This is a genomic window from Streptomyces sp. NPDC002573 (genome assembly GCF_042889625.1).
In the GTDB taxonomy this organism is placed as follows: Bacteria; Actinomycetota; Actinomycetes; order Streptomycetales; family Streptomycetaceae; genus Streptomyces; species Streptomyces gibsoniae.
Genome location: NZ_JBIARC010000135.1, coordinates 1 through 11,606, shown reverse-complemented (window position 1 = coordinate 11,606; position 11,606 = coordinate 1). Strand labels below are relative to the sequence as shown.

Annotated in this window: 9 protein-coding genes and 1 pseudogene; 3 read left to right on the top strand and 7 right to left on the bottom strand. The window is 66.0% G+C overall.

Annotated elements, in window-relative coordinates:
• Together ACFYX0_RS44745 and ACFYX0_RS44740 are read right to left on the bottom strand one after the other, a co-directional pair.
• Positions 1-437: transposase (locus ACFYX0_RS44745; protein WP_388980802.1), on the bottom strand; the 437-nt coding region annotated here is incomplete at its 3' end.
• A 146-nt stretch (positions 438-583) separates the two neighbouring features.
• Positions 584-961: a DDE-type integrase/transposase/recombinase gene (locus ACFYX0_RS44740; protein ID WP_388980800.1), complete on the bottom strand. Its 378-nt coding sequence runs from the start codon at positions 959-961 to the stop codon at positions 584-586.
• Positions 962-1,503: 542 nt separating this feature from the next.
• Here ACFYX0_RS44740 and ACFYX0_RS44735 point away from each other — a divergent pair.
• A complete protein-coding gene (locus ACFYX0_RS44735; RefSeq protein WP_388980798.1) occupies positions 1,504-2,109 on the top strand; it encodes a reverse transcriptase domain-containing protein in 606 nt (201 codons plus the stop codon).
• A gap of 241 nt (positions 2,110-2,350) precedes the next feature.
• Here ACFYX0_RS44735 and ACFYX0_RS44730 read toward each other — a convergent pair whose 3' ends face one another.
• Positions 2,351-3,538: an IS4 family transposase gene (locus ACFYX0_RS44730; protein WP_388980795.1), complete on the bottom strand. Its 1,188-nt coding sequence runs from the start codon at positions 3,536-3,538 to the stop codon at positions 2,351-2,353.
• Between the two features lie 133 nt (positions 3,539-3,671).
• On the opposite strand from ACFYX0_RS44730, the gene ACFYX0_RS44725 reads away from it, so the two are divergent.
• Positions 3,672-4,346, top strand: a complete 675-nt coding sequence (locus ACFYX0_RS44725) for a reverse transcriptase domain-containing protein (RefSeq protein WP_388980805.1) — start codon at positions 3,672-3,674, stop codon at positions 4,344-4,346.
• Between the two features lie 368 nt (positions 4,347-4,714).
• On the opposite strand, the gene ACFYX0_RS44720 is transcribed toward ACFYX0_RS44725, so the two are convergent.
• Positions 4,715-8,692, bottom strand: a complete 3,978-nt coding sequence (locus ACFYX0_RS44720; protein ID WP_388980792.1) for a carboxypeptidase regulatory-like domain-containing protein — start codon at positions 8,690-8,692, stop codon at positions 4,715-4,717.
• Positions 8,693-9,565: 873 nt separating this feature from the next.
• Here ACFYX0_RS44720 and ACFYX0_RS44715 point away from each other — a divergent pair.
• Positions 9,566-9,742 (top strand): hypothetical protein, encoded by a 177-nt coding sequence (locus tag ACFYX0_RS44715; protein ID WP_388980790.1) that lies wholly within the window; start codon positions 9,566-9,568, stop codon positions 9,740-9,742.
• Positions 9,743-9,898: 156 nt separating this feature from the next.
• On the opposite strand, the pseudogene ACFYX0_RS44710 reads toward ACFYX0_RS44715, so the two are convergent.
• The 3 genes and pseudogenes from ACFYX0_RS44710 to ACFYX0_RS44700 form a co-directional block, all read right to left on the bottom strand.
• A pseudogene (locus tag ACFYX0_RS44710) lies at positions 9,899-10,036 on the bottom strand (ATP-binding protein); the annotation flags it as partial.
• A gap of 296 nt (positions 10,037-10,332) precedes the next feature.
• Positions 10,333-10,554, bottom strand: coding sequence for a helix-turn-helix transcriptional regulator (locus tag ACFYX0_RS44705; RefSeq protein ID WP_355917421.1), 222 nt, complete (start codon positions 10,552-10,554; stop codon positions 10,333-10,335).
• Complete coding sequence (locus ACFYX0_RS44700) at positions 10,554-11,045, bottom strand: DUF2975 domain-containing protein (protein WP_355917424.1); 492 nt, start codon at positions 11,043-11,045, stop codon at positions 10,554-10,556. The genes ACFYX0_RS44705 and ACFYX0_RS44700 overlap by 1 nt, the downstream gene beginning before the upstream one ends.
• Positions 11,046-11,606 lie beyond the last annotated feature (561 nt).

The window sequence follows — 11,606 nt, the reverse complement described above, 5'->3', positions numbered from 1 at the left end:
AGACGCAGCGAACTCCGGCGCTGCGCGCCTCCGGTCCGAGGATGCGTTTCCCTCCCCGGCTGAAGCCGGGGATACCCACGCAAGATCAGGGATGGGAAGTCGGCGGCACGCCATGTCCACAGGGATGATCCTGATCGACGCCGCCTGCCACCGATCTCTCCGTGCCCGGTCCCGGCGGACGGCCGTCGGACTTCCGCCGGGTGCAGGGTGCACGGCGAGGGCGAACTGACCGAGCTGCCACCGCCCCCCTGCGACGTGTTCAGCTCCGCTGAGAAGTCGGTGCAGACGTCGCGCATGACCTCCTCGCAGCGCGTCAGGATCTCGCCGGTGAACGGTCCGCGCCGGTATTTCGGTGTGAAGACCAAGTGCGCATGCAGCGTGCAGACGACGCTACGGCCCCTGCGGATATGAGGGTTCGGCTCCCATCGAGGCGACATAGATCAACGTTTTGATAATGCCCGTGAAGCTGATACCGGACGCCGCGCAGGCATCCGCGCTGTCGGCGACCCTGCGCACGGTCAACGAAGCGGCCAATTGGGTCTCCGAGGTGGCGTTCGTCCACGACGTGCCGCGAGAGTACGAGTTACGCAAGCACACCTACGCCGAACTGAAGACCCGTGGCCTGGGGGCGCAGGCGGCGCAGCATACGATCAAGAAAGTGCGTGACGCGTACACCACGCGGCACGCCAACCTGCGCGCTCGACCAGCTCGGCGACCAGCTTCGTGGCGAGCAGTGGATCACGGCGCCGTCCAGGCCGCCGCGGGTCAAGGACGTCATCTGCAGTGCGTCTGCGATCAGGCTGGTGCACATGTGGTCGGCCATGGACCAGCCGACGACCTTGCGGCTGAAGCACTTCAGCACCGTCGCGAGATAGAGGAACTCCGCGCCTGCGAGGGGGAGATACGTGATGTCGGTGTGCCACGAACGCAGGAGGAGAGGTTCAGGAATGTAGGTCGGCACCTCTTTGAATGCGGTGCTGCGTGAAAGATGAAGGTAGGCCCTTCGGAGCCGCCCTGCGGGGGGAGGCTTCAAACCACCACATGCTGCGTTGGCTGAAGACCGTCGTGGTGAGCGATGTGGAAAAGGCGCCCAGGAGGCGTCAGGTGGGGATCAGGAAGGCGAGCGCAGGCGAATCGCTGATGACGTGTCGAAAACGTATTTAGATGGCATCGAAACTGGGGGTGTAGATATGGCTCCAGGACAAGTCTGGCGGACACCCGTCTACTGGCCAGACGGTGCCCGGCATGGAGGCGACGCGAGCCTGGTCTGCTGCTTTCACGTGGAACGTGGGAAGGCGAGTTCCGATAGTCCTGCCTTATAGGCGGGGAGAGGGAGTGTCCCGAAGCGGCGGAAACCGCGAGGGATCGAGTACCGGTGCGGGACTCGCTGGCGGACCGGCTCGTAGTGGTGATGAAGTCTCTGTAATGGGGATGGAGCGAAGGGGCCGGGTCATCCGTGGCTGTGTTCGTTCGATCAACCGGGTGTGTCCTGGGAGGAGTCGGGTGGGCGAGCTGAAGCCGCCAGAGAAGTCGTTTGAGATCTCGAAGTGGGAAGTATGGGAGGCATGGGAGAAGGTTAGGGCTAATAAGGGGGCGCCGGGTGTGGATGGGTGCTCGATCGAGGATTTCGAGAAAGATCTGAAGGGTAATCTCTTCAAGATCTGGAACCGGATGTCCTCGGGTAGCTACTTTCCGCCCCCGGTGCGAGCGGTGGAGATTCCGAAGCCGCATGGCGGTGGTACCAGAATTCTCGGCGTTCCCACGGTCGCGGACAGAATTGCACAGACTGTAGTGGCCGCCCGTTTGGAGAGCGAGGTGGAACCGAAGTTCCATCCGGACTCCTATGGGTATCGGCCTGGGCGGTCGGCGCTGGACGCAGTGGAAAAGTGCCGAGAACGCTGCTGGAAGAAGGACTGGGTCGTCGACCTCGACATCCAGAAGTTCTTCGACAGCGTCCCCTGGGACCTCATCGTCAAGGCTGTGGAAGCGCACACCGACGCCGTTTGGGTGAAGTTGTACGTCCGGCGATGGCTGGAGGCACCGCTTCAACTACCCGATGGCACCTTGCAGATGCGAGACCGGGGGACCCCGCAAGGCAATGCCACTTAGTTAAGAAACGGCGAGGATTTTGATGTTAGGCGGGTCAGGGTGGTGGATGGTGGTTTCGGTGGGTTGTTTCTTTCTGTAGGCATGGACGTGGATGCGTTTGACGGCTCGTGGGCTGGTGCGGTGGCGTCGGCGCGGGTTGGGCCTCTCCAGGATTTCTGCGCGGGCTAATTCAAGAGCTTTCTCCAGACGGCGAGGGGGAAAAGCCCGCCTGGTCAGTGATCTGACGGCGGATGACACGAAGTCATCTGATGAAGGACAGTCTGTCAGGGTCGATGTCAGCTTGGTCAGCCGCCTCGCACATCAGATGTCGGACCGCATAATGGGTCAGCAACAGCGCCCAAATCTCCTGCTCGATCATGTCCGGAGATTTTGAGCGCAGAACACCGCCTCGGCCACGCTGGTGGGTCTTGATCTCATCTAGACCGGACTCGAATTCCCAGCGCTCGGCATAGGCAGCCGCAAGCTCCGCGGCATTGGCTTCATCCGGATCCATGATCGTGGTGATCAAGCAGAAGATCTCTCCCTTGCCGTCACGGTTGGTCACTTCGTACTCGACAACCCGGACTGGGATCCCGGACGGTTCCTCGATGCACGCCGAACCGCGGTGCCGTTGGTTAGCGCGCCGGCTCCGCACTTTTGGGTCGAGCAGAAAAGACTCATACGACCCGTCCTTCAGCGGCCGGACCACTGGCAGATGAGGCCCCTCGGGCATCCGCCACAACAGGTCCGCTCCCGTGGCGGCGGCCGCCTCCCACAGCCGATACGCGTAAAACCCGCGGTCAGCGGTAACCAACATGCCGGGCTCGAAATCAGCAACCAGGTCCCGGGCAAGAGTGCCTTCGTCCGTCCGCCACGGGCCCAGCCGTGCGGCCACGATGGCGTGCGTGCCGCATTCACCGAGGCCCACGATCTTCACCTGCGGAAACGGGGCAGGATTCCGTGTCCCGCCGGAACGCCCGAACTTCGCATCATTCGCAGGAGTATCAGGAACATCCAGCACGAAACCATCGATGGCCATCAGCCGCCACCGACCCAGCCACGCCCCCTGCGTGCCCCGCTGGGCACACGGCAGCGCCACTCGCTCGAACAGCACCTTCAACGGTTCTGGCCCCAGACGCCGACGCGCCTGAGAAATCGCACTGGAGGTAGGAACCGTCCATTCCTTCCGCCATGTCCCCAGAAAACGTAGGCCGCCGACGAGGAGACGGACCACCTCCTCGTACGAATCACTGAAGAACAAGCACAGAGCCATGACGTAATAGACGACCACACGCGCAGGCAGCAGGCGGGATCGCTTCTCGGCCCGTCCCGTCTCGGCGAGCACCTCATCGACCAGGTCCCGGTCCACCAGACGTGTCAGAACCCCGATACCCACCCGGTCAGTCAGCCGTTCGCCGGAGACCACAGCACCACCTCGAGCCCCACCCATGAACGAGGAAGATAACCAGCTTCACCGGCATAGGGAAAGGGCAGCGGTTATACCAGTTGACTATCCACAGCCAGCCCGGGCGTGTCGCTGTGCAAATGTGGAAACAGCACACTGAACTGCTTATCTACGCGGCATTGCCCCGCAAGGGTCATCGGTTTCGCCCGTGTTGGCGAATCTGTTCCTGCACTACGCGTTCGACATGTGGCTGACTCGGGAGTATCCGAACGTCCCTTTCGAACGCTACGTGGATGACGCGGTCGTGCACTGCGTCAGCGAGCGCCAGGCCAGAAGACTGGTGGAGGCGATCAGGAACCGGATGGAAGAGGTCGGGCTGCGTCTGCATCCCGACAAGACGCGGATCGTCTACTGCAAGGACGCGAACCGGCGGGGCTCGTATGAGCACACTGCGTTCACGTTCCTGGGGTTCACGTTCCGCGCTCGCGCGGCGCGCAGCAAGCATGGGGTGACATTTCCGTGCTTTCTCCCTGCGATCAGCAAGGAAGCCCTGAACAGGCTCAGTTCCGAATTGCGCGGGTGGCGAATCCATCGGCGCACGGGCCATACCTTTGCTCAACTCGCACGGATCATCAACCCGATCGTGCGAGGGTGGATGCAGTACTACGGAGCGTTCTATCACTCCGCGCTGAAACCCCTCCTGCGGCGCATCAACGCCTACCTGATGCGCTGGATCCGCAGAAAGTACAAACGGCTGGCCGGGTTCAAGAAAGCCAAGGACTGTTTCCAGGGGATCACCAAGCGATACCCGGGAATGTTCGCGCATTGGCGTCTGTGCCGTAATTTCTGGTGATCAGGGTGGCAAGAGCCGTGTAACGGGAGACTGTTACGCACGGTTCTGTGGGAGCCGGAGGGTGAGATTCCCTCCGGCTACCCGACCCCATGTATTGCCGCCCCGGCTCGGTGGCGGTGAAGTCCCGCTGGTACAGGTCCGGAACCTGCGATGCCGCCGGGTCCGGAACGGTGGTGCGGATGCGTCTGCGCAGGCGTGTGCCGGCGATGGAGAACGCCCGCATGATGCGGGCGACCCGCCTCTCGTTGATCCGCAGGCCCTTCGTGCGGAGCTCGGCTTGACCCTGGCTGAGCGTGACGAACGGCCCGGCTTCGCCAGGGGGAGCCGGGCCGTCTTGCGTCAGTTCACTTCACCTGTGCGGGCCAGGCTCAGGAAATCGGTTTGAGTGTGAAGTTGCGCGTGATGGTCATGTCATCCGTGATCTTCACGGTCGTGGTGGTGGACTTGAAGCCGCTCTTGGCGACGAGGACGGTCACGGGACGGCCGCTGGTGGGGAGCCAGAGGTCGTACATGCCTTCCTGGGTCGTCGCAAGGGTGTAGCCGTTGGCCCCGGAGCGGATCTTGACGGTCGCCCCAGCCAACGGAACGCGGTGTCCGTTGCTGTCCAGGCCGAGGACGGTGCCCGTGATCCTGCCCCAGTTCCCGGCTGGGCCGACGTGCATGGCGACGGGAATGGACCGGGTCGGGTACGGGGTGTCGGCGTTGAGCGACAGGGCCGCGGTGTAGTCGCCGAATGTGACGACTCCCGGTGCTGCGGCGTTCACGGTGACCGTCACCGTGGTGCTCCGGCCGGGTGCGATGGTCACTGACTTGGGGGTCTCGGAGAGCCAGTTGACGTCGGTCGGTGAGGCGTTGTGGGTGTAGCCGGGCAGCAGGGAAACATTGCTGATCGACGGAGCGAGCACTTGGTTGCTCGACAGGCCGCCGGCCACATAGAACCCGACCGCCCCCGCGCCGCGGTACACGGTGAGGTCGGCGTTGGGCAGCGCGGTCCAGGCGTTGGTGGCGGGGCTGTAGGCGTAGGCCTGGTTGGTCAGCGTCGGGCGGAGCCCACCGCTGCTGATCACGCCGCCGGAGACGAGCAGCTGACCGTTGGCGGTGCTGTAGGCGGCGCCCCAGGTGGTGTTCGGCAGGTCCGCGATCGGCGTCCAGATGTTGGTGCCCGGGTCGTAGACGTAGGCGTGCTTGATGGGGTGGTCGCTGTTGTCGCCGGCGATGCCCCCGGCGCAGTAGAGCTTGCCCGCGATGGCACCGCAGGAGGTCCAGGTGACCGGCTCGGGGTACGGGGCGGCCTTGGACCAGCTGTCGGTGTGCGCGTCGTACACCTGGACGTCGGTGACGCCGGCGCAGGACAGGGCGTAGCAGCCACCGACCGTGTATAGCTTGTCGCCCAGTACCGCGCTGCCGGAGGCCGCGTACGCGGTGGGCATGTCGGCTCCGACCGTCCACTGGTCGGTGCGGGGGTCGTAGATCTCCAGCTTGCGGTCGGTACCGTTCAGGCTGCCCCAGCCACCGGCCACGTAGAGCTTGCCCCCGATGAAGCCGTGGGCGGGCGCTTCCCGGGGATCGGTGGCGGAGGCCAGCTGGAACCAGGCGCCGGTGGCGGGGTTGTAGGAGTACAGCGAGCTGACGTCGCCTACGGCCGTCCCGGCCCAGCCGAATCCGGTGTAGAGCCGGCCGTCATAGAAGTCGGCCACATTGCTGGAGAGCGCTGTGGGTAGATCGGCGGAGGTCTGCCAGGCCGTCCCGGCCGCGGCGGTCCGCGTCCTGGTACCGACGCCCGCGGCGGCAGTGTTCGTCGCGCCCGCCTCAGCGCGCGCCGCCAGGGCCTTCATCGGCAGCGGCGAGAAGGTCCCCGCGACCCGGATGAGCGGTGCGCCGCCCCGCGACAGCTGCGGCAGCAGCGCGGGGTGCTCGGCGAGCTTCAAGGTGGCCGGGGCACTGCCGTCGTTGCGGACGACCAGCTTCGCGGACTTCTTGCCGCCCGTGGCGACGGTGACGTCGACGGCTGTCTGCTTGACGGTGAGTCGGCCTGCCTTCAGCTTGAAGTTGTGCTGGACCACGCCATTGGCGGTGACCTTGACCGGTTGTGTCCCGGTGGCGAAGTAGGGCTTGACCGCCGAGAACTGGTGCTTGCCGGTGACCGAGGAGAACATCCAGTAGAAGCCGTCCGGCAGATACGGGTCGGTCGGCGTGGCGGAGGTGAGCGCCGATTCGGCAGGATCGCTCCTGCTGGTCACCCTGGCACCGTTGACGGGGGCCCCGGTGTTGGCGTCGGCGACGGTGCCGGCCACCAGGCCTCCGGGGACCGGGTCGTAGCTGCGGTTGCCGACGAAGATGTTGTCAAGCTCCCACCAGAAGTCGCTGTGGGCGACGTATCGGAAGCGCAGCTGGACGTTGGACTTGCCGGCGTACTGTGCGAGCGGGACCTTGAAGTGGTGTGCTGCGCCCCACAGGTTGCCCTTCCAGACCTTGGTCCAGGTCTGGCCGCCATCGGTGGTCGCGTCGATCATGTCTTGGTCGGTACCGGGCTGACGGCTGAGCTGATCGGTGTCGAACTCGACCTGCGGGGTCGCATCCTTGCTCAAGTCGTAGGCCGGGCTGATCAGTTGCGAGTCCTGGGAGGCCGAGCTCCCTGCGAGGTAGCTGTCGACGATGGCGAAGCCTCCGGTGCCGCCAGTCAGGTTGCCGCGGTGGCCCGGGTCGTTGAAGCTCCAACCGCCGCTGGTGCCAGGGGCGTTGACCACGTTCCAGCCGGACGGGGCGGCCCCGGTGGTCGAGTCGAAGGTCTGCGTCGTCCCGACGTGGTGGACCGCGTAGCCCGGTGCGGTCTCAGCCACCCGGTCGACGGAGAGGGCGATCGGGACGGTCTGGTCCGAGCCCGCCACGGTGACCGTCTTGTGCGTCTGCTCGTAGCCGGGGTACGCGGCGCTGACACTCAGCGTGTAGTCGTGTCCCTGCGGGAGGTCGAGGCTGAACTTGCCGGTGGCGGGGTTGGTGAACACCGGGCCGCCGGGCACACCGCTGGCGGTGATCTTCGCGTACAGCGGCCAGTGGTGACCGCTGCCGTCGATGACGGTGCCGCTCACGGTGTGCCTGGGTACGGGGGCGAGCGTGAAGTTCTCACTCACCTTGGCACCGTCGGCGACCGTCACCCCGGTGACATCGGAGCTCGCGAACCCGTATCCGGACGCGGTGAGGGTGTAGGTGCCGGTCGGCACGTCGAGCGAGTAGGCGCCGCTGGAGTCGGTGGTGGCGCTGAGCCCGTCGGCCGAGACGGTGGCTCCGGCGACCGGGCCGCCCGCGGTGCTGGTGACCGTGCCGGAGACCACCCCGTGCGGGCCGCTGGTGAACGCGGCGACGCCGTTCGGGGTGCCGAGTCCGGTCGGGCCGTCGTATCCGGCGCCGGCGTTGCACAGGTACTGCGGGGAGCAACCGCCGTTGCTCCCCGAGGTCACGTCGTTGAGCGCGGCCGGGTGCTGGTAGGGGTAGGAGTTGGGATACGTCCCCGGGGACGGACTGCCGGCCACCGCGTAGCCCGACGTAATGATGGGGGCACTGGCGCTCGTGCCGCCGTAGACCGACCAGCCGGTGCCACCGTAGGTCTGGTACACCGCGACGCCCGTGGCAGGGTCGGCCACGGCGGAGACGTCCGCGACAGTGCGCATCGCACATCCGGTGTCGTGCTGGAAGACCGGCTTGGGCTCGTACAGCGAGCAACCCGATCCGGTGCCGCCCCACACCGACTCGGACCAGCCGCGGGCGTTGCCGGAGTCCTTGACCAGCGACGTGCCGCCCACGGAGGTCACGTACTGCGAGGCGGCCGGGTAGGAGACGCCGTAGGCACTGTCACCGGCGGAGGCGACGATCGCGACACCGGGATGGTTGTAGTGAACGTCCGACGTGGTGGTCTCGGACGGGTCTTCGCCGCTGTCTTCCTCGTCGTACTGCGTGCCGTAGGAGTTCGAGACGTATTTGGCGCCCAGGGCCACGGCCTCGTCGACGGCCGCACCGAGGTCATCGCCATTGGCGTTGTCCGCCTCGACAAGGAGGATCTTCGCGTCGGGCGCGGCGGCGGACACCATGTCGAGGTCGAGCGAGATCTCACCTGCCCAGCCCTGGTCGGGCGCCGGGTAGTCGGTGCCGCCGCGTTGGGACACCTTGGTGAAACAACCGTTGGCGGTCGTACAGGGCGGCAGTCCGTACTTTGCGCGGTAGACGGCGAGATCCGCCTCCGCGTTGGGGTCGTCCATGGCGTCGACGATGGCGATCGTACGGCCGCCGCCACCCGACGCCGGCAGGTTGTAGGCGCTCTGCAGGTCCGCCGGCCCATAGCCAGTGGGCATGACGCCGGCGGCCAAACGGGCAGCGCCCCGCTTGTCCGTGCGACGCAGCGCGAAACAGCTGTAGGACCCCGGCTTGGGGGCGGAGCACACCCGCTCCGCCGGCACCGGGGACGGGGCTGCAGTCCCGGCTGTGACACCTGCCTGGGCATGGTGGGCCGGCGTTACTGCCTGGGCCGGGGCTTCAAGGCCGATGACCGCCAGGGGTGCGGCGATCAGTGCGGCTGCACGGACGAAGAGGTTCCACCGTCTTGGACCCCATCGCTTCGAACTGCCCAATTTCGGACTCCTGTGTTGGTGACCGCGTCCGACTGGCCTACCGGTGTCAGCGGTGGATCGCTCCAGCGCGCTGCACATCTGTTTGAACGTCAGCAGGCCAGTGCTCCTTGAGAGCGGAGGATCTCAACGACTTTGAATCACGTACATGGCGGCGACGCGGCGGGTGATCGCCACGTGGCGAGAGCCGCCACCGTCAGTACCTTGACGCTCCGCTCACCGCGCTGCGGAAGCTTGGCGCGCGTGGCGGCGTCCCAAGCGTTCCACGGGGGGACTCACGGTGCTCGGGCCTAGTTGGTCGCAGGACAGTCCTGACCACGTTCGGCGCGGCGGGGTGGCCCACCCCGGCACATCAAGGCTCCTCAGGAATGTCGGGTGGTTCACGCTAGGCGGCGGTGCAGGGGGGGCGGTGCGTGCGCACATCACCCAAGCCCTCTGCGCCCACAAAGACATCAATACCGCGGACATCATCGTTGACTTCTTCCGCAGCCGCTGCACTCCCGCCGCGGCACGGGTCCTGCCCACCCGGCATCACGCCGAGCACCAAGTGGGCGGGGAACGCGTTCCCTCGACGCCTGGTCGTAGGGCGTGATCACAGGCATGGCGGAAGCGCAACCGGATCAGCTGGCGCGGTTGTGGGACGAGTTCAGGACCTTGCGCTTCCCTCCGGGCTTCTACCAGCGCGAGCCCGAGGGCGAATGCATGGGGATGATGGACACCATGCTCGCCGGCTGTGTCTCCTCATCCATGAACGGCCCCTTGGATGACTGGCGCTGAGACATACCGCAGGCATGCACCGCGCTCCTTGGAGAGATTCGTCCGTTCATTGGCGATGACGAGTACGCAACCAAGTACTTCACTCATCTGCACGGGATGGCCGTGCTGGCGGCCGAGCTCGACAATGCTCGAAGCGAGTAGTGCCCGCCGGGTCCGTCAGGCGACGTCGGCTTCGCCGTCGAGTGCGGTGAGGCGGTTCTCGAGGCGGTAGCCAGGGCCGTTGATCGGGACGACCTCGCAGTGGTGGAGGAGCCGGTCGAGGTTGGCGGTGGCCAGAACCTCGTCGCCGAACACAGGCGTGCCCTCGTACGATCGGGACCCGCGTACGGGCTGGTCGCTGACTTCAGCCGATCCAGGCTTGTTGGCCGAGAGCCCCGCCCTTCCGCGCCGGAAGGACGGGGGATTGCGGTGGGGAGGTCACGTGCGCAGATTGCGATCGTCGACCACGGCGGTGCGGTGCGGGTCAGCCGCAATCCACCCGACGGGGTCGGGACGGTGCTGCGGGTGATCGGTGATCTACGTCCGTGCGGTCCACGTGCCGTGTCACGGGCCGGTGTTGCGAGGCGTTTTCATGCCCGTCCTGGGGTGCGTCATCCGCCGGCTGCGTCCCCGGCCTCCCAGCGCAGCAGGTCGCCAGGCTGGCACTCGAGCACCTCGCAGAGGGCGGCGAGTGTCGCGAAGCGCACCGCCTTGGCGCGGCCGTTCTTGAGTACCGCCAGGTTGGCGGGCGTGATCCCCACTCGGTCCGCGAGCTCGCCCACGGACATCTTCCGCCTGGCCAGCATCACGTCGATGTCGACGGCGATCGGCATCAGATCACCTCGTCCAACTCGGCCTGCATCTGTGCCGCTTCGACGTCGCGCGCGACGGCCTGGGCGAGCAGCATCCGCAGCACGAGCACGATGAGCGCGACCCCCAGGATGGCCACGCCGACCCCGCCCATGATGATGGTGACGCCCGGGTCGTCCCGCTGGCCCGGCGCGTTGATGGCCGTGACCGCGAACCACATGAGGGCAGCCGCCACGATCGCGCCGATCACGAGGTCCACGTACCGGAAGGCGGCGTGGGAGAACACGGTTCCGCGTCGCACCATCGTCACCAGCCGCCATACGCAGACCAGGGCGACCTGGGCCGACACCATGCCCAGAATCGTGATCACGCGCAGCGGGGTCAGCGGGAGCGCCCCGTCCTCCGGGTCGCTCCCGCTGACCAACGTCCACACCATCAATGCCTGTACGAACACGGTGCCGGCGAGCACCACCCCGAGCACTGCGCGCAATGCACCCACTGTCAGCTTTCCCATGACCCACCCTTCCATCGAATTGCGATGTGAATCTATCGAATGTCGATAGGCGAGGCGAGGCGAGGTGCGGGTGTGGGTGGCGGCGGTTTTTCATCGTGGCGGACGCCCCCGCCCCTCCCGCGACAGGGCGTTCGTGTGAACCGTCTTGATCTCGTCGAGGCCGTCCTCGCTTGAGCGTGAATCGGACGCCACCCGACTGTGCCGAAGCCTTGGCCCGAGGGTGCCGGTTCCGCACTGTGCCGGTGGTGATTGCGGCGCGGGGTTCCATGGGGGAAATCGCTTTACGGGGAGTTTGCGTCCGCGACTCAGTGCGACATCTCCCTGCTCTCGGTGTGAGGGCTCGCACAGGGCGCAGGTCACATACGAAGGCGCTTAGGGCGTAGGCGCGGTCCCCTTGAGCGGGCAGATGGCAAGGTTTGACCCGCTTCGCCCGACCTGTTGTGACTACCGGGGATAGTACGTCACGCCTTTGCCAGGGGTTTTTGCGGTCGCTAAGAATTGCATTCGTTGCTCGGCGCCGCGGTCTTCGGATCACGGCGTTTGTTGCTGGAAACACCAGTC